Origin of the sequence: Enterococcus sp. DIV1726a, from assembly GCF_051710985.1 — a bacterium.
In the GTDB taxonomy this organism is placed as follows: Bacteria; Bacillota; Bacilli; order Lactobacillales; family Enterococcaceae; genus Enterococcus_B; species Enterococcus_B hirae.
Genome location: NZ_JBIOLS010000001.1, coordinates 1,100,858 through 1,123,070 on the forward strand (window position 1 = coordinate 1,100,858; position 22,213 = coordinate 1,123,070).

19 protein-coding genes are annotated in these 22,213 nt (G+C 35.7%); 17 read left to right on the top strand and 2 right to left on the bottom strand.

Features of this window, described 5'->3' with window-relative positions:
- Positions 1 to 120: 120 nt before the first annotated feature.
- The 7 genes from IGJ27_RS05000 to IGJ27_RS05030 all read left to right on the top strand — a co-directional run bounded on the left by IGJ27_RS05000 (position 121) and on the right by IGJ27_RS05030 (position 9,053).
- Positions 121 to 1,467: an alpha-L-fucosidase gene (locus tag IGJ27_RS05000; RefSeq protein WP_178306035.1), complete on the top strand. Its 1,347-nt coding sequence runs from the start codon at positions 121 to 123 to the stop codon at positions 1,465 to 1,467.
- A gap of 33 nt (positions 1,468 to 1,500) precedes the next feature.
- Positions 1,501 to 2,454, top strand: coding sequence for an ABC transporter permease (locus IGJ27_RS05005; protein ID WP_053766420.1), 954 nt, complete (start codon positions 1,501 to 1,503; stop codon positions 2,452 to 2,454).
- A gap of 10 nt (positions 2,455 to 2,464) precedes the next feature.
- Positions 2,465 to 3,376, top strand: a complete 912-nt coding sequence (locus IGJ27_RS05010; RefSeq protein ID WP_370566457.1) for a carbohydrate ABC transporter permease — start codon at positions 2,465 to 2,467, stop codon at positions 3,374 to 3,376.
- A gap of 31 nt (positions 3,377 to 3,407) precedes the next feature.
- Positions 3,408 to 5,030, top strand: coding sequence for an extracellular solute-binding protein (locus tag IGJ27_RS05015; RefSeq protein WP_178306034.1), 1,623 nt, complete (start codon positions 3,408 to 3,410; stop codon positions 5,028 to 5,030).
- 302 nt (positions 5,031 to 5,332) lie between these two features.
- Positions 5,333 to 6,724, top strand: coding sequence for a glycoside hydrolase family 1 protein (locus IGJ27_RS05020; RefSeq protein ID WP_178306033.1), 1,392 nt, complete (start codon positions 5,333 to 5,335; stop codon positions 6,722 to 6,724).
- Positions 6,725 to 7,016: 292 nt separating this feature from the next.
- Entirely contained in the window at positions 7,017 to 7,943 is a 927-nt protein-coding gene (locus tag IGJ27_RS05025) for a manganese-dependent inorganic pyrophosphatase (protein ID WP_178306032.1), read from the top strand.
- Between the two features lie 228 nt (positions 7,944 to 8,171).
- Positions 8,172 to 9,053 carry a DUF1803 domain-containing protein gene (locus IGJ27_RS05030; RefSeq protein WP_178306031.1) on the top strand — a complete coding sequence of 294 codons (882 nt, stop codon included), beginning with the start codon at positions 8,172 to 8,174 and terminating at the stop codon, positions 9,051 to 9,053.
- A 165-nt stretch (positions 9,054 to 9,218) separates the two neighbouring features.
- Here IGJ27_RS05030 and IGJ27_RS05035 read toward each other — a convergent pair whose 3' ends face one another.
- Positions 9,219 to 9,839: a hypothetical protein gene (locus IGJ27_RS05035; RefSeq protein ID WP_010719437.1), complete on the bottom strand. Its 621-nt coding sequence runs from the start codon at positions 9,837 to 9,839 to the stop codon at positions 9,219 to 9,221.
- A gap of 527 nt (positions 9,840 to 10,366) precedes the next feature.
- On the opposite strand from IGJ27_RS05035, the gene IGJ27_RS05040 reads away from it, so the two are divergent.
- The 5 genes from IGJ27_RS05040 to IGJ27_RS05060 all read left to right on the top strand — a co-directional run bounded on the left by IGJ27_RS05040 (position 10,367) and on the right by IGJ27_RS05060 (position 14,952).
- Positions 10,367 to 10,756, top strand: a complete 390-nt coding sequence (locus tag IGJ27_RS05040; protein ID WP_034700331.1) for a hypothetical protein — start codon at positions 10,367 to 10,369, stop codon at positions 10,754 to 10,756.
- A 4-nt stretch (positions 10,757 to 10,760) separates the two neighbouring features.
- On the top strand, positions 10,761 to 11,525 hold the full coding sequence (locus IGJ27_RS05045; protein WP_096709219.1) for an alpha/beta fold hydrolase: 765 nt from the start codon (positions 10,761 to 10,763) through the stop codon (positions 11,523 to 11,525).
- Between the two features lie 521 nt (positions 11,526 to 12,046).
- Positions 12,047 to 12,994 (top strand): LacI family DNA-binding transcriptional regulator, encoded by a 948-nt coding sequence (locus IGJ27_RS05050; RefSeq protein WP_034700335.1) that lies wholly within the window; start codon positions 12,047 to 12,049, stop codon positions 12,992 to 12,994.
- 98 nt (positions 12,995 to 13,092) lie between these two features.
- On the top strand, positions 13,093 to 13,827 hold the full coding sequence (locus IGJ27_RS05055; RefSeq protein ID WP_010737399.1) for a hypothetical protein: 735 nt from the start codon (positions 13,093 to 13,095) through the stop codon (positions 13,825 to 13,827).
- A 72-nt stretch (positions 13,828 to 13,899) separates the two neighbouring features.
- Entirely contained in the window at positions 13,900 to 14,952 is a 1,053-nt protein-coding gene (locus IGJ27_RS05060; RefSeq protein ID WP_178306030.1) for a zinc-binding alcohol dehydrogenase family protein, read from the top strand.
- Between the two features lie 39 nt (positions 14,953 to 14,991).
- Here IGJ27_RS05060 and IGJ27_RS05065 read toward each other — a convergent pair whose 3' ends face one another.
- A complete protein-coding gene (locus IGJ27_RS05065) occupies positions 14,992 to 15,657 on the bottom strand; it encodes a YitT family protein (protein ID WP_010719430.1) in 666 nt (221 codons plus the stop codon).
- A gap of 127 nt (positions 15,658 to 15,784) precedes the next feature.
- Here IGJ27_RS05065 and IGJ27_RS05070 point away from each other — a divergent pair, with 127 nt between their 5' ends.
- The 5 genes from IGJ27_RS05070 (at position 15,785) to IGJ27_RS05090 (ending at position 22,208) form a co-directional block, all read left to right on the top strand.
- Positions 15,785 to 16,072, top strand: a complete 288-nt coding sequence (locus IGJ27_RS05070; RefSeq protein WP_034700338.1) for a hypothetical protein — start codon at positions 15,785 to 15,787, stop codon at positions 16,070 to 16,072.
- Positions 16,073 to 16,522: 450 nt separating this feature from the next.
- A complete protein-coding gene (locus tag IGJ27_RS05075) occupies positions 16,523 to 18,061 on the top strand; it encodes an ABC transporter permease/substrate-binding protein (RefSeq protein ID WP_178306029.1) in 1,539 nt (512 codons plus the stop codon).
- Positions 18,058 to 19,023 carry an ABC transporter ATP-binding protein gene (locus tag IGJ27_RS05080; RefSeq protein WP_178306028.1) on the top strand — a complete coding sequence of 322 codons (966 nt, stop codon included), beginning with the start codon at positions 18,058 to 18,060 and terminating at the stop codon, positions 19,021 to 19,023. Before IGJ27_RS05075 ends, IGJ27_RS05080 begins: the two co-directional genes overlap by 4 nt.
- Entirely contained in the window at positions 19,010 to 20,332 is a 1,323-nt protein-coding gene (locus IGJ27_RS05085) for a dihydrolipoyl dehydrogenase family protein (RefSeq protein ID WP_034700340.1), read from the top strand. The genes IGJ27_RS05080 and IGJ27_RS05085 overlap by 14 nt, the downstream gene beginning before the upstream one ends.
- A 391-nt stretch (positions 20,333 to 20,723) precedes the next feature.
- Positions 20,724 to 22,208: a helix-turn-helix domain-containing protein gene (locus IGJ27_RS05090; RefSeq protein WP_034867558.1), complete on the top strand. Its 1,485-nt coding sequence runs from the start codon at positions 20,724 to 20,726 to the stop codon at positions 22,206 to 22,208.
- Positions 22,209 to 22,213: the final 5 nt, after the last annotated feature.

Below are 22,213 nucleotides of genomic sequence, written 5' to 3' on the forward strand. Positions count from 1 at the left end.
AGATATCCTCTAAATAAGTTACGCTTTATGCTGTTTCTACATAGCTTATGCTTTTTACATATTGCTGTTGCCTTGCTTTTTTTGTAAATTTAAAGCACAAACATGAAAGGGGTTTCATAAATGACGATACGCGGAGATATCGAAGTACCTAAAGAGGTTGAATTAGATCATAGGACTTATCCAGAAACAGAAATGCTAAAAGAACGATTAGAATGGTTTCAAGATTTAAAACTTGGCGTGATTTTTCACTACGGACTTTATGCTCAAGCAGGAATCGTAGAATCTTGGCAACTTTCTGAAAAAGACCTTTGGGCAAGAGAAGGGCGTGAGTTTCGGAAAGATTTTAAACAACTGCAACTAGACTACTGGAATTTGATTAAAGAGTTTAACCCAGAAAAATTACAGGCAAAGAAATGGGCAAGTATATGTAAAGAAGCAGGCTTTAAGTATTGTATTTTTACAACGAAACATCACGATGGGTTTAATATGTACAATACTCTTGAAACAGAATATAAGGTTGGCGGTAAACAAAGCCCGTTTAAAAGAGATATTTTAAAAGAAGTTTTTGAGGCTTTTCGTAAGGAAGAAATAGCAACAGGAGCCTACTATTCAAAAGCCGATTGGTATTCGCCGTTTTATTGGTTGGATGACGATACGATCAAGGGGCGTCATGCGAGCTATGATACGGAACGTTACCCAGAAATTTGGCAACGTTACGTAAGTTTTGTTCATAATCAGATTAAAGAAATCACGCATAACTATGGTCATGTGGATCTTTTATGGTTAGATGCTGGTTGGTGTGGACAGAAAAAAGAAGACCTGGAAATGGATCGATTAGCAGAAATCGCTCGTGAGAAGCAACCGGAATTAATTATTGTGGATCGTATGATGGGGGGCAGACATGAGAACTATGTGACCCCTGAACGAAAGGTGCCAGAACTAGCTGAAATTCCCAAGAAAGTTTGGGAAAGTAATATCCCGATTGGTGATGATTGGGGCTATGTACCAAATGATCGCTTTAAGAGTTCCCAAGAACTATTGGAAACTTTTGTCGATGTGGTCAGCAAAGGTGGGAATTTGATCTTAGGAGTTGGGCCAAAACCAGATGGTACCTTTACTGATGAAGAAACCAAAATCTTACAGGAAATTGGGAATTGGCTAAATATCTATGGAGAAGGAATCTATGAAACTCGCTCACAACCTAAAGAATGGCAAAATCAGTGGAAATTAACATACAGCAAAGATCAAACCATACACTATGCCTTTCAAAGTATTCGCTTTACACAAGAAAAAATATTTTTAGCTGACATTGAGGCCGAGAAACATCATGTGATTAAAGATTTATCTACAAAAAAAGAATTAGAAGTATATACGGAAGAAGATCAAATATATATCCTCAGCAGTGAATTAGAGAAACCAGCAATTGGGCTGATTGGTCTTGAAATTTTAAAAAAGCCACAAGGATAGAGATGAGTGAACTTCAAAAAAGGAGGTTAAAAAATGGCTGATGCATTACTTGATGTCAATAAAGAGAAAGAGAAAACAAAATGGTCAGAGATCAAAAAAAAATTATATAAAAGCCGACAGCTGTATATTTTTGTCATTCCAGCATTGGTGGTGGTTGCTGTTTTTTCTTACGGTCCCATGTACGGCGTGATTATAGCATTCAAGGATTATATCCCATCATTAGGGATTTTTGGAAGTCCTTGGGTAGGATTTAAGCATTTCCAACGTTTTTTTGATTCCTACTATTTCTGGGATCTAATTAAAAACACGTTAGGTATCAGTATATATTCTTTGGTCGTAGGATTTCCGCTACCAATTATATTAGCACTAGCACTAAATGAGTTGAAAGATGGAAAATTTAAAAAATTTACGCAGACAGTGACTTATGCACCTAATTTTATTTCAGTCGTTGTCGTATGCGGTATGTTAATTGCTTTTTTGACGCCTTCCACCGGTATTATTAACCATCTACTGGTTTTTCTAGGTTTTGAGCGAATTAGTTTCATGACAGATCCTCGTTGGTTTAAAACGATCTACGTATTATCTGGGGTTTGGCAAGGAACAGGATGGGGCTCAGTGATTTATTTAGCTGCATTATCTGGTGTTGATACACAGCTTCATGAAGCTGCAACTGTCGATGGTGCAACGAGATGGCAAAGAATCTGGTATATCAACCTACCGACTATCATTCCTACTATGGTTATTTTACTGATCATGAATGTGGGGAGTTTGATGTCATTAGGTTATGAAAAAATCCTGTTGATGCAAAACGCATTGAATATGGATTCTTCAAATGTGATTGCCACGTTTGTTTACAAACAAGGGTTGCTTGACGCACAGTACAGCTATGCATCAGCTGTCGGACTGTTCAATGCAGCAATCAACGCATTTTTATTGATCACAGTAAATAAAATTTCGCGTAAAGTCAGCGAAACAAGTTTATGGTAATGGAGGGAAAATAATGTATTCAAAAGCGATCCGATCATCGAAAGGTGACAAATTTTTCATGTTTCTCATCTACTTGTTTATTGCCATTGCCCTTTTGTTGGTTATTTATCCGTTGATTTATGTTATAAGCGCATCTATATCTAGTCCGACCTCCGTCAATTCTGGAGAAATGTGGTTATTGCCAAAAAAGATCACTTGGGATGGTTACAAAACGATTTTTACGTATAAAAGTATCTGGCAAGGTTACCGGAACACGATTTATTACACATTACTAGGAACATTTATCAATTTATTATGTACACTTCCTTGTGCATATGCTCTAGGAAGAGCAGAATTTTATGGGAAAAATCTATTTATGAAGTTTTTGATGGTTCCTATGTTTATCAGTGGCGGTTTGGTACCTACTTATTTATTGATTAAAAATCTAGGGATGAATGATTCGATTTGGGCGTTAGTTATTCCAGGAGCCGTTTCAGTTTATAATATTGCAATTACACGTACTTTCTTTCAATCCACCATTCCTAGAGAAATGGAGGAAGCGGCATTGATTGATGGATGTTCTGACTTTCAGATATTTATGAAGATTGTTTTACCATTATCAATGCCAATTATTGCAGTAATGGGACTATTTTGCGGAGTGGCTCATTGGAATAGTTATTTTAGTGCGTTAATCTATTTAACAAACAAATCAATGTATCCGCTTCAATTAATCCTGCGAGAGATTTTAGTGAATCAAGATTTAACAAAAGGAACAACAGAGATGACAGCAGCGGCAGCAGAAGTAGCTTATAGTAAACAACAGCTTGCACAAGTCATTAAATATGGAGTAATGATCGTTTCGACATTACCAATCATTATGATCTATCCGTTTTTACAAAAGTACTTTGTTAAAGGTGTCATGGTTGGTTCTTTGAAAGGCTAACTAAAAATAAATAAGAGAGTGAGTGAAATGAATGAAAAAATGTTATTTAGTAATTGCATCATTAGTGTTGACAACAACTCTTTTGGGTGCTTGTGGGAACAAGGGAAATACTGCTGGAAAAGAAGAAACTATTGCCGTTGAAAAAACCGGAATGCCAATCGTCAAAGAAAAAATCAACATGACGATGATGGCTCCTGGTGGAGAAGCAGAATGGGATGAGTTAGCTTCGGCTAAAGCGTTAGCGGAATTAACTGGAATCAATTTTGATTATATTACTCCGCCAAGTACAGATTTTGAAGCGAAATTGAATTTGGCTTTTGCTTCTGGTGAGTTACCAGATGTTATTTTTGGTGCAGGAAGTGGTCTTTCAAATGCCAAACAATCAGATTATGGATCACAAGGAATTTTAATTGCCTTGGAGGATTTGATTGATGACTATGCGCCAAATTTAAAGAAAATCCTTGATGAGAACCCAGAGTTCAAAAAATCAATTACTGCACCAGATGGTCACATTTATTCTTTACCACGATTATATCCAGAAGATACCTCTAGCCCTCTTTATATCACACCTTTATGGTATAACGGCGAGTGGCTAGAAAAATTAGGGGTAACCGAATTGCCAAAAAACACGGATGAGTTATATAAATTGTTGAAGCGATTCAAAGAAGAAGACCCCAACGGTAATGGCAAACAAGATGAGATTCCGTTATCAGACGGCAACAAGTTGGCAATTATTCGTACGTGGTTGCTACCTGCTTTTGGTATGAAATCTCTAGGAATCGAAGAAGTTAACGGAAAAGTGCGTTATGCTGCTGCATCGGCTAACTATAAGGAATATTTAACGTATATGAATAAACTTTATTCTGAAGGATTGCTGGACCCAGAAGTCTTCTCGCAGTCAGAAGAAAAGTATCAAGGAAACACACAAACAGATAAAGTCGGTTTATTTGGCGCGTATGCTTCATACATGGCTACTGGTAAAATGCCTGAGGATTCTTTATCAGATCCAATGTTTTCACCAGTTACTTCAAGTATTCAAAATACACCTTTAGCACCGGGTCATCCTCGTGTAACAACTGGAACTTTTGCGATTACCAATAAATGTAAAAGTCCAGAGGCAGCAATGCGATGGGCGGACTATCTTTACACAGAAGAAGGGCAAGATTTAATGACAAAAGGTCCAGAAGGGGCATTTTGGAAATATGAAACAAACGATTCTGGAGAAAAAGTTCGGGTATATACAGGTGAAAATAAACAAAAGATGGAAGAAGACCGTGGGAAAATTGCAATGGATTATGGCTTAGTCGTACCGGGATTAGAAGACGATTATGCCCAAAGTGTTTTAGCTAATGTCAACGATCCTGATCCTAGTGTATGGACGGAATTTCGCATGAAAGAAATCAACGAGAAAATCATGCCCAATACCGAGGTACCTTTCCCAATTGTTTATATGACGAAAGATGAAGCAGATCAAATTGCGATCAACGCGACGGACATTCGGACTTATGTAGAGCAAATGGAAGCTAAATTTATTACAGGTGTGGAAAGTTTGGCTAAATGGGATGAATATGTCAGTACATTAAAATCAATGGGATTAAATGATTTTGTCAGCACTTATCAAAAAGCATATGATCGTTGGGCTAAAACCGAATAATCATCTTTAACATCAAAGTGGACGTTTGGGATGTTCCTAGCGTCCAGCTTTGTTTGAACAAAATATCAAGAGTTTGGAGAAACCAAAATGAGATCATTAGCAACTAGCATAGCGATGATGGTCAAACAAATGGTTTCATGATAAAGATCAAAGAGAACGAGTATCACACTGACTAAATAATTTTGCCAAATCATGGTAAATATAAATGAGAAAAAGAATGAACCAACATAAACGATGATCATTGGGTTCACTGACTGAAGGGAATCAGTGGATAAAACGATAGAAAAGGAAGGAAATTTTAAATGGATACATTTCCACAAAACTTTCTGTGGGGAGCAGCGGCTTCTGTCCCTCAGACAGAAGGAGCTGCTTTGGTTGATGGCAAGAGCCCATCAACTTGGGATAAGTGGTTTGAAATAGAACCAGAATTGTTTTATAACGGAACAGGACCAGAAAATACTTCTAATACGTATTATCAATACAAAGAAGATGTTGCCTGTATGAAGGCAATGAATTTAAATTCCTATCGGACATCGATTGCTTGGACGCGTCTTTTACCGGATGGCAAGACATTAAATCCGCAAGCTGTTGATTTTTACCGAGCCTATTTTCAGGAAATGCTGGATAATGGCATTGAGCCGATCATCAATTTGTTCCATTTTGATATGCCTTGGTGGCTGATGGAAAAAGGTGGCTGGGAAGTTCGTGAGTCAGCGGATCATTTTGCATTTTACGCAAAGACTGCGTTTGAAGCTTTTGGCGATTTAGTAAAAAAATGGGCGACGTTCAATGAGCCTCTTGTACACATCGAATGTGGGTATATGGGAGATGCACATTGGCCCAAGGTGCATGATTTTAAACGAGCTATACAAGTTGCCTATCACACACTACTAGCGCATGCGAAAGCTGTAAAGGAGTACCGGCGCTCTTCTTTTAATGACGGACAAATTTCTATCATTCTCAATTTAGCACCCGTTTACTCTAAAAGCGAAGAAGCTGAAGACGTGGCTGCTGCAAAGTGGGCAGACCTGTTTTATATTCGCAGCTTTCTGGACTGTGCGGTACGAGGTACTTTCCCAGAAGAGCTGGTAGAGGTATTACGAGAAAGTGATTTGCTTCCTAAAACAGAAACAGGTGATAAAGAAATTTTTGCGGAGAATACAGTAGACTTTATTGGTTGTAATTATTACCAGCCATTACGTGTTCAAGCACCTCAAGAAAAGAAACGACCAATCACAGGACTAAGAGATTTATTCCGAGGTTATGATTGGCCGGAGAAACGAATTAACCCACATCGTGGCTGGGAGATTTATCCGCGGGGAATCTATGATATTGCGATGCGGTTAAAAAACAGTTATAGCAATATTCCTTGGTATATTTCAGAAAACGGGATGGGTGTGTCGCAAGAAGAACGGTTCAACAATAAAGAGAATATGATTGACGACAACTACCGAATTGATTTTTTATTTGAACATTTGACGCAACTGCAGCAGGCAATCTCAGAAGGTTCTCCTTGCTTTGGGTATCATATGTGGACATTTGCTGACTGTTGGAGTTGGTTGAATGCCTATAAAAATAGATATGGTTTTTATCGTGTCGATCTAGACAATGGCTATAAACGGTTACCGAAACAATCAAGTTTATGGATGGCACAGGTAATTGCTGAAAACCGCTTAGTTGAACCGTTTGCTTAAAACTCAAGTAGTCATTAAAGGCTAGTAAAGAAAAAAACGATAAATGATTTACTTTTCCCAACTTTTTCTTTCAGTGCGAAGAGTTCTGCAATGGAATGAGTAATGGCATGGCCAACTTTTTAAATGACTGTTCCATGGTACTTCGCGCTATCAAAAATTTTGTTTGCGATTGTTTGATATAAAAGTAAGATGGATCGGAATTTCTTCCATCCTAGAAATTATAGCGTCAGTATTGCTTCTTTCGGTTTTTTTGCTATTATTAAGTAGGAGAAACCATAAAGGAGCGAGACAAATGTCAAAAATTTTAGTTTTTGGTCACCAAAATCCAGATACAGATGCAATTGGAGCGGCAATCGCCTTTTCACATTTGCAAAATCAACTAGGAAAAGAAACTGAAGCTGTAGCTTTAGGTACACCTAACGAAGAAACACAATATGCATTAGATTACTTTAAGTTATCTGCCCCACGTGTCGTTCAATCAGCAAAAGAAGAAGCAACACAAGTGATGCTAGTGGACCATAATGAATTTCAACAAAGTATTTCTGATATTGCAGAAGTAGAAATTTCAGCGGTCGTTGATCATCATCGGATTGCAAATTTTGAAACAGCAAATCCACTTTATTACCGAGCTGAACCAGTAGGTTGTACAAGTACAATCATTTTGAAGTTATATAAAGAAAACCAAGTAGAACTTCCTAAAGAGATTGCTGGCATTATGCTTTCTGCAATTTTATCTGATACATTGCTATTCAAATCACCAACATGCACATCAGAAGATGAGGCAGCTGCAAAAGAACTTGCAACAATTGCAGGCGTTGATTTGACAAGCTATGGGTTAGATATGTTAAAGGCCGGTACAAATCTTAGCGATAAATCAGCTGCAACCTTACTTGATCTTGATGCCAAAAGCTTCCCAATGGGAGAAGCTAATGTTCGTATTGCACAAGTGAATACAGTCGATTTAAGCGAAGTAATGGCTCGTCAAACGGAACTGGAAGAAGCGATGACTGAAGAAATGGCTAAAAATGGATATGACCTCTTTGTCCTAGTGGTAACGAATATCCTAGATAGCGATTCGGAATTATTAGTTGCAGGTCAAGGATTAGATAAAGTCGAAGAAGCTTTCCAAGTTAAATTAACGAACAATCGTGCCTTATTAAAAGGAGTTGTTTCTCGTAAGAAACAAGTCGTTCCTCAGCTAACAGCAGTTTTTAACTAAGCTAGCTAAGGGGTTGCTAACACCTTTTATTCGATAGTTATTAAAGAGCCTGACAGCTATTTGTTCCAGGCTCACAATGCCAGCCTAGCTTGTTCGATCAAAATGAGGTTGGAACAGAAGTGATCCAGCTTTAAAAAATAAGCCGAAGAATCCGAAAATAGTTGCTCGTATTTTTGGGATTCTTCGGCCTATTTCCGATTGAGCTAGGGAAAACGAGAAGGGGAAAAAATGAACTATTTTTATTCACAAAATCACCAGCAGTTGCTTAGCAAACTAGTAAACAATGCTGTTTTTCCAACTTTGATTGAGTATTTGCATCATCATCAAGAAGAAGACATTATTTTGAGAGAGTTGAAAAAAAATTTTGATCATCCAAAATTTGAAGCTTTTCTTGATCAGTTGATTGATGAAAATCTAATCAAGCGGGAAAATCGTCGTTATAAGTTGAATTTTCCAATATTTGAGGAAGAAACTTATCAAAAAGAAATTGAAGAAGCTGCAGCCCAGATTTTACAAGATATTAGTCATTTGTCGCAAACGGAAAAACAGTTGGTTATGGGAAATGAATGTTGGCAAGAATGTTTCGTGTCTAATTCAACCTATTTTTATGCAACCGTAGAAGATCTTATTCCTGTGACGAGACAGGTTGCCGGCAATGAGAATTATCGATTTGTTTCTTTAAATTATCATAACAAGTTATCTTATTCTCTTGCCAATTATTTTTATTTACAAAAGAAACAATTACCTGTGCCATCAGAATTTTTAAAAATTGTAGAACTGATCGGTGACGTCAACGAAACTTATTATTTTGATCAAGTTGAAGTAATCATTGAGCGTATCCAAGCTCAAAAATATAAGAATCGTCGTTCCAGTATCTTCTTTGATTCACTGATCTTGTCGAATACTGTTAAAGTTGTGAAAACTGATGATCAGCTCAACTATCAATTAGCATTGCCGTTGGTTAAAACGGCAAACAGCAGAAGACAACTACCCAAAATCGCTGCTGGAAGAACCGTGGAAGAGCATGCTTATATTGCTAGAAAAGTCTATGATTGTCTTATCAAGGAACTAAATTTAGCAGATTTTTCTTATATAGAAAAAATCAACTGAAAAATTTTTAGACTCAACTGTTAATAATCCTCAGACATCAAAGTTATCAGAAATGACTAGCTTTGATGTTTTTTATGTAAAGTTCAATCATTTATGTCTATTGTAAAGGATTCTTTATTAGCAATATCATCCGAAAAATAAAAAAACAGTTCAAGGCACTTAGACTTACTTGTCCTGAACTGTTTTTCTTATTTGCCACATCATCATTCCTAAACACGAAATGAAGAGTAATTCAAGAAAATTACTAGTGATTTGAATATTTGCTGGATCAAAAGTTGGCGCTAACGCTAATACAAGAAAAGAAAAGACACTATAGACAAAGCAGAATAGTGGGATTAGTTGCATTAAAAGTGGCAAGCGTAACTTTTTGAATATTAGTGAAAAAATAAAGTAAGTAAAGATGGATAAAATGATAACCAGTCCATTCAGTATAAAAAAGAACAATGAATTTTGGTTAAAGGAATAGAATAAAACGGTCAGCAATGCGAGCAACCTAGATGCAACAAAAATTGTAGCAGCTTCATCCATCTTTTTGGGGATTTGTTTTTTCACATATGTTCGAAAAGCCAATGAAAAAATAAAACCACACAAAGATGAAAGAATTAGCAAGAAGAGGCTCTCATCTACCTGACTTAAACCGGGGTGATCTAACAATAACCAGCCAAAGGCATTACATGGTATATCGGAAGATCTGAAATAGGAATAGCATAAGAACAAAAAAAGTGTCAATAGGGCGAAAAGCGTCCCTATGTGCAAAAATGTACTTGTCTGTCGTTTCGTTTTCATATATTCTCCTGATAAAAATAGTGTTAATCAGATATATGATAACAAAATGATGAGTATATGTCGATGCTTTTTAATGGAAATAAAAAATAAAGGCTTTTTTTATATGGTAAATTTCATTTTAACTTCAATTACAAGTTTTCAAACTAATTTAATTAAAGGTTTTACTAATGATGTGCCTCACTTAAATGTTTTTATTCACAAAGAAATTTAGTGACAACATTGATTATTACTTATGAGTTAATAATAGATCAGTTTGATGTAGATTTTCCCAAAAGTATATTTATTCTCTATTTTAAAAAAGGAGAAGTTTGAACATGAAATGCCTGAAAAAAGAATTAAATTTTTTCAGAACTAGACAGACAAAATGAGGAGCATGACAAAAAAACAAGAGGTACTCATAGGTTGTTAGGTCATTTTGATTGTGAACGATTATTTGGAAAAAAGAAAAAATTAAAATTTAAGCCTTTTTTGTTCTAAATGATGATAAAACGATTATAATAGAATTATAAAGAGAGTTGGTGATACGAATGAAAATAATAAACAGAGCCATAGGAGTCACTCATGTTCTCAGTGTTGCCTCTTGTGGGTATTTAGATTTATATTCACTTCAGCAGCCCATCGTAGCCAATAATAATATCTTTCAGATATCATTGACCGATAGCTTGCTTTTAAGTATTTTTTTATTTTCCGTGATCTTTATCGGAAATATTTTTGGTAGCTTTGCTAGTTTTTTTAATTTCACAATTTATCCACTGCTTACCTTAGGATTAGGACTAGCTGGTCTTTTAGCATTATTGCTCTTTTCAAAAACGATGAGCTTATTTTTGATTTTGTTTGGTACGATTTGTTTATTTCAAATTGTGGTTAGTGGATGGGAAATATTTCGTTCGACTATTTTGATGAAGATCGGAGACTAAAGAAGTGAATCCAATTATATTAAAACGTAAAGTCAATAATATTCCATTATTAGAAGTTGTCCTAACCGAATTAAGAGCTGAAAAAATTCCGATAATTATTTATTATCATGGTTGGCAAACGAGTAAAGAATTAGTTTTGACACAAGGAAGAAAGTTTGCTAAACAAGGATTTCGTGTCTTACTACCAGATGCAATGAACCATGGTGAAAGAAAGCAAGTAGTTTCTGCTATTCCTTCCTTTACCTTTTGGAATAGTATTTATGGAAACTTATTTGAATTTGAGACTTTATTGAAGCACTTAGAAAAACGAGATGTTCTTCATGAAAAAGTAGCTGTAGGTGGCGTTTCAATGGGGGGGATGACGACTTGTGCGTTGTTAACAAAACATCCGCATTTGGTTGGTGGTATTTGTCTGATGGGTTCTCCTGCGCCTGAACAGTATGCTAAAGAAATTTACAAAAGAGCTCATCAGTACCAATACATACTGCCGAACGATTATTTTGATTTAATTTCTTGGGTCGAAAAATATGATTTATCTTTGCAGCCAGAAAAACTAGCTGGGCGACCTTTATATTTTTGGCACGGTGAAAAAGACGAGAAAATTCCCTTTCAACAAACCAATGATTTTGTGAAAAATAATCAAAAAGAACGTTATGGTCAAGGAATTGTTTTTGATTATTCGCAAACCGAAAAGCATATGGTAAAAGTCCCGTTGATGGATACAGCAACCAAATTTTTGGTGCAAATGATGAATGGATCCAAAGAATAGAAAAGACAGGTGTATTCTGATTTTTTATAACAAATTAAATAGATAGAGAAGTAAGCAATGCTATGAAATAAGCAAAGTTGAGGTTGAGAAAAAATCGTTTAGCATCAAGAAATACGAAAGAATATCCAAAAATTGACAAGAAACACAAACACTGGTTTTTGCTATTGATGGATACTTACTAGGTGTTTCTCAAATTTTTAGTCAATTTCGGCAAATTTTTTGAAGTTGTTGCTCCTTAAACACCGTTTATTTGTTTTAGAGATACTAGAAGAGGAGGCTATTTTTGGCTTAGTCTCATTCTTTGCTATTTTTCTAGTTCATATCTGAAACTAGAAAATAGATGGAGATAACGTACATTTTTCTAATAAAATGGAGTAACTGGCTTTCGATTCTAGTGAACTTTTATTAAAAAGATGCTGGCGTGCAGATGATTTTTACGATATTTCTACATTTTATCGCTTTCAAGTTTGCTATAATGGTAGAAAACAGAAAAAAGTTTTCTATTGTGAAAGGAGCAACCTATGCCAACATTAGCTGATGTTGCTAAAAAAGCAAATGTATCCAAAATGACGGTGTCTCGTGTCATCAATCACCCGGAACAAGTAACGGATGAGTTAAAAGAATTAGTTTTTTCTGCGATGGCAGAATTAGATTATCGCCCCAATATTGCAGCAAAAGCACTCGTTTCTAATCGGTCACAAATCATCAAACTTTTCATCCTTGAAGAGATTGATACAACAGAACCGTATTATATGAATTTATTGATGGGAATTGCAAAATGTATTGGAAAAGCGCACTATTCTTTGCAGTTGGTAACCAATGATGCATTTGACGTAGGGTCTTGCGACGGCTACATCATTACAGGGGTGAGAGAAAAAGATTTTGACTGGATCGACCGATTGGAAAAACCAGTCGTCCTCTTTGGTGAAAATCGTTTTGGCTATGATTATGTAGATAGCGACAATCATTATGGCACAGCAAAGGCTTCACAATATGCTATGGAATGCGGTTACGAGACAATTATTTATATTGGGATTGACGAGGATGAGCCATTTGAGTTATCAAGAGAAGCAGGCTACCTTTCAGTTATGGAGACAGCCAACATGAAGCCGCAAATATTACGTTTCCCAAATCATTCGACAATGGCAGAGAAATATCTTGCCGATCATTGGTCAACTATTAAACCAAAGACTTGTTTTATTTGCAGCTCTGACCGACTAGCTTTAGGGATTGTAAGAGGTATTGCTAAAGAAAAGGGAAAAATTCCTGAAGATTTTGGAGTCATTGGCTTTGATGGTGTATTTTTAGACCAAATCAGTTCACCCAAATTAACTACGGTAAAACAAGATATCGTACGAATGGGTGAAGTTTGTGGTGAAATGTTGTTAAAAAAAATTACCGAAAAAGGAGAAAGTCAAGGATACCGTCGATTTTTCCCTGAATTGGTCATTCGAGAAACGACCAGATGACCGTCGAAAGAGGTTAAATTTAGTTATGGTTACTATGGAAAATGAAAAAATTATGCTATGATTGAGAAAAGTTCCATTTATGAGAAGGATGGTTTAAAATGAATGAAATTAGACGGAAACATTTTCGTTTTCCTGCCTATGATGACGAAATTGGCGTCAAACTAGCAAAAAACCAAAGGCGTGTTTTATTTGATGGACAGGATGATCTATTAACCGAAAACAATAATCAACCAATGTTTGAGCAAATGCAAGAATTTCACTTTGCTCAAGGCGATGCTAGAGAACAACGCAAACGTCGAAATTTGAGCAATTCAAAAAAATCAACAATTCCAAAAGAAAATTTAGTCAGACACAAAGAACAGCTTCCTGATTATCATACGCATCAAGCAAGTAATCGCCCATTGACTAATCAGCGGACGAGAAAAGCGGCTGATTCAATGAATAGTCAGAAGAGTCAAGAGCAGCACACAAGTACCAAAGCCTATACATCGAACCAACAAAAAAATGGTCGTGGGCGTTCTTACTTTGTACCTAAGTATGTGCCAGCATCAATTATTCCTGATCCAAAAGTATCTAGTATTTCTGACGCAGAACTAGTTGATTCAATGAAAAAAATGAAAGATTCATATTTGTTATTTGATAATGAACCGGTACCTTACCAAACAAAAAAAGCCGGCTCTCCTTCTGTACAACCTTTTAACAAAGCTGAGAAAGAACCACTCAGTGCGACATCAAAAAGAAAAGATAAAAATCATGGTGTTTTAGAAAGATCATTAAAAGGATTGATAGAAGAACAAGGGAATTCTTTGGGAGAAAATAGCTATTTTAAATAATGGAAAGCCTGGATAACTCCTTTCGTGGATTGATCCAGGTCTTTTTGTATAAAGAAAGAAGGAAAGGTTTCTATGAAAAAACAAATGAAGCAAATAGGGTTTTATGAGGGATTACCATTGACTGACAAAAATAGTTTTTTAGAAAAGTTGGCAGAAACTCCGGTTCCTAAAAAAAGGGAGTTATTGGTGGAGATTTCAGCGATTTCAGTGAATCCAGTGGATGTAAAATTTAGAATGCAGACGCCAAAACAAGAGTCTTTTACTGTTTTGGGATTTGATGCGGTAGGGAAAATAGTTGCAAAAGGTCCCCAATCTGAAAATTTTGAGATAGGAGACCGTATTTATTATGCTGGTTCATCAAAACAACCAGGTAGTAACCAAGAATATCAGTTGGTAGATGAACGAATTGTGGCAAAAGCACCAGAAAATCTCACGGACGAAGCTAGTGCAGCATTACCGTTAACTGCGATCACCGCCTATGAACTCTTATTTGAGAAATTTCAATTGATTCCTAAAGAATCAGCGAATAAAGGTAAAAAAATATTGGTCATCAACGGTGCTGGAGGTGTCGGTTCGATTCTCACACAATTAGCAAAATGGAGTGGGTTAGAGGTGGTTGCGACAGCCAGCCCCAAAAACTTTCAATGGTTAAAAGAAAATGGGGTCGATCATCCAATTGATTACCATCAAGAGTTAAAGCCTCAACTAGAAAAGGTTGGGATAAGCACCGTCGATGTCGTAGCGGTTTTACATGATATCCGTCCCTATCTAACTGAGCTGGCAGAAATGATTCAACCTATGGGGAAAATTGGGATGATCGTAGGACTTGATGGACCAATCGATATTGCAAGTTTTAAAAATTTATCTGTTTCATTTGAATGGGAGTATATGTTTACTAAAACGGATTATGGTCAACTAATCGAGACACAAGGGGAAATATTAAAACATTTGACAGCATTGGTAGAAGAAGAAAAAATCCATACTACTTTAGGAAAAGTATACAGAGAAGGCATCAGCAAAGAGACTTTAAAGCAGGCAACGAAAGAAGTAGAGACTGGAAAAGTACATGGTAAAGTAGTGATTACTGGAGGTTTTGCTAGTAACGAAATAGCGACTGAAAAGTAGAAATATACTTTTCAGTCGCTAACCAATCATTTAAGAATGTTATTCAAATTGTTCTGCAGAATCAAGAGTATCAAAAGGTTCTTTTGAACGATTTGCAGAAAAAGGATTGAGAGAACCTTTTACTTCGAGATATTTCACTTTGTTTAACGTATAAGATAAGATGGAGCAACTGAGTAAGGTATAAACAAAATGTGTTACATCCAGATATAATAAAGAAACAACCAAGATACCAAATGTAATCAAGAATAGACTTTTACCGATCTTGATATGGAAATATTTTTCAAAGGCTTGGTAAATGATGTCTGTTCCGCCAGTGCTTCCACCAAAGCGAAAGACCAGACCACAACCGATACCAGATAATACACCAGTCATCAGGCTATTGAGTAAAAGATTGTGGACAGCAAAATGGACGTTTAGTCCTTCCCACAAATGTAAAAAGAACACTAAGGCAAAGGTTCCGACAATCGTTCGCAGAAAAGCCTGCTTACCAAAAATGAATAATGAAACCAATAGCAATGGTAAATTGATAATAAGTGATGTAATGGAAGGAGCAAAACCGAATAAATTATTAAGTAAAAGGGCAATTCCTGTTACACCACCATCTGCTAATTTAGCAGGAATATTGATCCCGGTCACAGCTAAACCATAAAGTGCAGCGCCAAAACTGATACCAACCAGATCAATTAATAGATTTATTTTTTTCATTCTCAAACCTCTTTTCTTTTGAAAATTTTCAGCAACTTCTTTATTATACTTATTAGCTAAGAATCTTCAATAGATAATTTGAAAAATTTTTTCAACATTTAAAGGATGTCCAAGGAAAGGAGTAACTATGCGAGCAGCTGATCTATTAACACTCATCACAACTTCTCCAACGAAAAGAGAATATAAAGGCATCTATTGTGATCTTCATGATAATCTGCAGGCTTTGACGAGTATTCAAAAAAAGGGTGAGACTCAATGTGTGTTTTTATTTGAACCAAATAAACCCAATCTGCCGATGAAAGAGTTGCTTGTTTTCTTGATGAAAAATCGTGAAAAAGAAATTTTGTATCAAAAAGGTCAAGAATTTTATCCATTATACGGAGTGAAAGAAAGAGCAAACCAGCTAGTCATTTGAGAAAAAATAGGAATTTCGAGAAAAATTGAACGTTTATGACTCTAAAACGATCATTTATTACTTTTTTTTATCTTTGGACAAAACTTACAGTATAATAATTTATGAACAAGCCAGTAAAAATTATCTCCCCCACGAGGTTTCTGCTTTACTGGCTGTTTTTTTATATTCAAATAAATTAGACACATTTCTCGTTCAAATTCGTGAGATGTGTCTTTTTTTATATAAAAGAAATACATAGAGTTTGAAGAAATAAATTTCTTCTTTCTTTCCATTTTCTTTCCATTTATTGATTAAGGACTTTATTGCTAGTTTGAAGCATATTCAGAGAATTGTCGGGGTGTTGGATTTACAAATGATGAAGTACGCATCTTTTTTGTTCTTTTCAGACAACTTAGTTGGGGATTTTTTCGTCTATGTTTATACTTAAATTAGAATGGAAAGGAAGATCCTATGAATAATTTTTTTCAAACGCTTGTTGAGCGAAAAGGAGAATTGATCTCCGCAACATTTCAGCACTTATCAATTTCATTAATTGCCTTATTGATTGCGATTGTTATTGCAATCCCATTAGCTATTTGGGCAGTGAACCATAAAAAAATGGCAGAAGTATTGTTGCAGATAACCAGTGTTTTACAGACGATCCCATCTTTAGCTTTATTAGGATTGTTGATCCCCTTCGTTGGAATCGGAACAGTGCCAGCGTTGATTGCATTAGTGATCTATGCGTTATTACCAATTTTTCAAAATACGTATATCGGACTTAGTGAAATTGATCCATCCATTGAAGAAGCAGCAGTTGCTTTTGGTATGTCACGCATGAGACGGTTGATCAAAGTGGAATTGCCAATCGCGTTACCTGTTATTATTTCAGGTATTCGGACAGCCCTTGTCTTGATCATTGGAACAGCAACGTTAGCAGCATTGATCGGTGCCGGTGGCTTAGGAACGTTTATCTTATTAGGAATTGATCGAAATACGCCAGTTTTGACTCTGATTGGTGCAATCAGTTCAGCTTTGTTAGCGATTATTTTCAGTAGTTTAATCAGACTTCTTCAACATTTGAAACCTCGATATACAGTTATCACTTTATTGCTTATCTTTTTGGGAATCGGTGGAATATCTTTGTATCAAAGCGGACTCTTTAAAGAAGATAAGGTGACGATTGCTGGGAAATTAGGTTCAGAACCAGATATTTTGATTCAAATGTATAAAGAATTAATTGAAGATAATTCAGATGTTGAAGTTGAATTAAAACCGAACTTCGGCAAAACCAGTTTTCTTTTTAGTGCATTGGAGAATCAACAGATCGATATTTATCCGGAATTTACAGGAACTGTTTTAGAAAGCTTAGTTAAAGTACCTGATGACTTAAAAAATAAAGAATTGAATGAAAAAGAAACCTATAATCAAGCGAATCGCTTATTAGGTGAACAATTTGAAATGACACTTCTTCAACCAATGGCGTATCAAAATACCTATGCTTTAGCGGTGAAGCGATCATTTGCCAAAGAAAATGGGCTAAAAACCATTTCTGATTTGGGAAAGATTGAAGATCAGATAAAAGCCGGTTTCACATTAGAATTTATTGATCGTTCGGATGGCTATAAAGGAATCCAAGAACTTTACAAGCTTAATTTTCCAAGTGTACAAAGTATGGAACCAAGTTTACGCTATCAAGCCATCGATAACGGAGATGTCAATGTAGTAGATGCTTATTCGACTGATAGTGATCTAAAACAATATGACCTTGTCACCTTAGAAGATGATCAGGGATTATTTCCAGATTATCAAGGAGCTCCTTTGATGACCAAAGCCTTTGCGAAGGAACATCCAGAAATCGTTGCAGCTCTAAACAAGCTCGCTAGCAAAGTAACGGAATCTCAAATGATTGAAATGAATTATCAAGTGAATGTAGAAAAACAACAACCTGCGGAAGTAGCGCATGCATTCTTGGAAAAAGAAGGACTACTGAAGGAGGGGAATAAATGAATAATCTGATAGAATTCAAGCAAGTCCAAAAGAAATTTGGCGAAAAATATGCAATTAAAGAACTAAACTTATCGATTGAACAAGGGGAAATCTTTGTTTTGGTGGGTCCCTCTGGTAGCGGGAAGACGACCTCGCTTAAAATGATCAATGGTCTATCTCAGCCGAGCGCAGGGGAGATCTTCTTCAAGGGTAAATCGTTAAAAGACTATGATTTACAAAAAATGCGGTGGAAAATGGGCTATGTTTTACAACAAATTGCGTTGTTTCCAACTATGACTGTCCAACAAAATATCGAAGTTATTCCAGAAATGCTAGGATGGGAAAGAAGAAAAAGAGAAAAAATAGCTGACCAATTACTTGAGAAAGTCGGACTTGATCCTGCAATCTATCGAAATAGAATGCCACAGGAATTATCCGGTGGAGAGCAACAACGGATCGGTATCGTCCGTGCTTTGGCAGCTAGCCCAGAAGTTATTTTGATGGACGAACCATTTAGTGCTTTAGATCCTTTGTCTCGAGCTTCTTTACAAGACCTTGTACTTTCCTTACATCGAGAATTAGGCACAACGATCGTCTTTGTGACGCATAATATGGATGAAGCCATAAAATTAGGAGATCGGATCGCTGTCATGAAAGAGGGCGAATTAATACAATGTGACCAACCCGACCAGTTGTTGACTCAGCCTAAAAATGAATTTGTACGGAGCTTTTTTGATGAAACGATTCAACAAAAACAACAAACAGTAAAAGAGCTGATCGTAGCTGACGATTACAGCAAAGGACTTCATCAAGCGGATTTTCCAGATGTTTACTTAAGTACACCGCTGACTGAAGTATTCGAATTATTGATCCAACATGAAGCAGTAAATATTCGAGAAAATGAGGAAAATCTAGGGGAGATTACAAGAAAAGATATCTTCACTTATTTATCTAGAAAGGAAAGGGAAAATGAAAGAATATGATGAAGTTGTGATTGGTTCTGGCGTAGCTGGTATGAGCGTGGCTTATGGGTTAAAAAAAGCAGGGAAGAACGTCTTGATCATCGAAGAAAATCTTTGGGGTGGTACTTGTCCTAATCGAGGATGTGACCCTAAAAAAATTCTACTAAATAGTGTGGAAGCAAGAAAACGAATTGAACAGTTGTTGGGTAAAGGATTCAGCGAGGTACCAACTGTTGATTGGCAAGAACTACAAGCATTTAAGCGTAGTTTTACAGATCCAGTTTCAAAGAATCGTCAAAAAGAATTAGCAGCAGCTGACATTGATTATCTAGCTGGAACAGCACGCTTTATCAATGAAAATACGATCATGGTAGGAGAAGAAAAAATTTCAGCTGAACATTTCATTCTTGCTACTGGTCAACGACCATCGATTTTACCTATTGATGGGAATGAATTTTTACAAACAAGTACTGACTTTTTATCCTTAAGTGAATTGCCTCAGGACATTATTTTTATTGGTGCAGGCTATATTGCATTTGAATTAGCGATGATCGCTCATGCTTCAGGAAGCAATGTCACGATCGTTCACCATAATCAACGACCATTAAAAGCATTTGACGAACAATTGGTCAAACAATTAGTTAAACAAATGGAAGCAGCCGGGATTCGATTTGTTTTTGATTTTGAGTCACAGCGAATCATTCAAGAAGGAACGCACTATTCCTTGCAGTCAAACGATCAAGAACTACAGGCAGATGCGATTTTTTGTGCCACTGGAAGACAGCCAAATGTTGAGCGACTAGACCTGGAAAAGGCGAAGGTAGAAACAACGAAACATGGTGTTGTTGTTAATGACTATCTTCAAACGAGTAATCCAATGATTTTTGCTTGCGGGGATATCATCTCACGGACAGAGCCAAAATTAACGCCAGTTGCTACCTTTGAAGGAAATTATGTTGCAAACTATGTATTAGGAAATACTAAAGAAAAAATTAGTTACCCTTCCATCCCTACGATCGTTTTTACTAGTCCGAAATTGGCTCAGGTCGGAGTAACAAAAAAACAACTCACTGGACAAGAAGAAGTAGTAGAAATTGATATGACCAATTGGTTTACCTATCATCGTGTGAATGAACCACTTGCTAAATCCCAAATGATCTATGACAAAGCTGGGTATTTGATTGGTGCCAGTGTCCTTAGTGAACAGGCAGATGATTTAATCAATGATTTGAATTTATTGATCAGTCAACATACAAAAAAAGAAGAATTAGAGCAGTGGATCATGGGTTATCCAACGGTAGCGAGTGATTTATCCTATTTATTGAAATAAAAAATACAGTGTATTGATTATGTAAAAAAACGATTAAATATAAAAAAATAAACGCTTAAATCTGTGGCTGAAAATGTCCTCGAATTTAGGCGTTTTTTCTATTGTAGTGAAAATGATAAAAAGATTATTTTAGTGAAAGGCTCTTTATGGTGTTCTCTAAAAGATCCGGTAGTAAATATTTTAATAATAGATATCTTGAGTGTTATTTTTATTAAAATATTACCTCGCAGAAAAGCACGAATCTTATAGGTTGATCACTACTTTTTTAATATTATTATACTTATATTTTAATGAAATGGTAGACATACTTATTTTCGTACATTAAAATTAATAATAGAGGAGAATAGAGAAAACAAAGCGTTTGTAAATTTTGAGGGATTAGGAGGGGAAAATGAAGCAATTACTAACGAAACAAAGTTTAAGACAGCTAGCACTCTTAGAGTTACTCTGGAGCAACGAATGGCTGACGATTGCAGAGATCGTCAAAAAAATAGGTGGGGTTGAAAAAACGATACGAACAGACATCAAACAACTGAATGAAATAATTGAACCTTTAAAAATAGAGACTTCGGTAAAATATGGCGTTTTTTTAAGTAAAGACTTAGGTGTTTCAAAATCATATGTTTATTCGCTTTTTTTACAAAAAAGTGTCGAATGTCAAATGTTGGAAATGATATTCATCAATCCCATGATGAAAAGAGGGGAACTATGCGATCAACTCTTTATTTCAGAAACACAACTCAATCGATTACATAATAAAATGAATATTTTAATGAAAAAATACGAAATAAAAATCACAAATGATTTGAAATTGATCGGTCATGAAAAAAATATCCGTAAACTTTTCTCTAGTTTGTTCTATGAAAAATACCTTTCACCCGATTTACTTTTTAAAACAGAAGAATTTCAACTGATTGATACAGTACTTGATATTTTTTATAAACAAAATAAAGAGAAGATGGTTATGGATGATCAACATCATTTTTTATTGAATAAAATGCGAATGAGATTATGGGTGGCTGCCTATCGTTGTAAATCTAGCTCATTCTTTAAACAAGAGGAAGATTATTTTAATTATTCTATGATTACTGGAGATCGAGAATTAAACAAAAGGTGGCAAGCTGTGTTTGGTATCGAACTATCAGAAGAAGTTTTGTTTAACCTGTTTGAGTATTTTCATGCTCCATTCAAATTAAATGAAAGATGCTTACAACTAGGGACTAGTCAATCGATCTTACAAACAAGACTGGAAAATCTGATTTTGGAAGTTAGCTATGAATTTAAGATTAAATGCCAGAACAAAACAGCTCTACTTCAGGCCGTTATGTGGCGGATATTTCGTACGATCGGTCCAACGCATATTTTAAATAACGTTGAAGAAGATTTTGTCTGCGAATTAATGAATGATCGACAAGATATCGTTTTAAATTTGAAAGCTAAATTCAGTGAAATTTATGACGATCTAACCGTTCATTCTCTAGATAAAAAAAATATGATTTATCAATCCATTTATACTTTAGTTTCACAATGGTCTGAATTTCGTTCGGAAATACGTAAGCCAACGATTAAAATCCACGCTGCATTGCTATTAGATGCACCAGCCGGGCATTTAAAAATGCTAAAAGAAGAAATCGAATATCATTTTAGAAATACATATGAAGTTGATATTTTATTGCCAATAGCACAAAATTCTGTGAATCAGCTAAAACACTATGATTGTGTCCTAACCAATGGCTTTAATACTGGCGATCTAGGAGATGTGAAAATTATTGGCGTCCCTAATTATTTTGGAGAAGAATTTGTCAAAAAACTACATCATTTTTTGATCAACAAAAAGGAAGAATTACACGTTTTTAGAAAGAATATACTCATCTAAAAAGC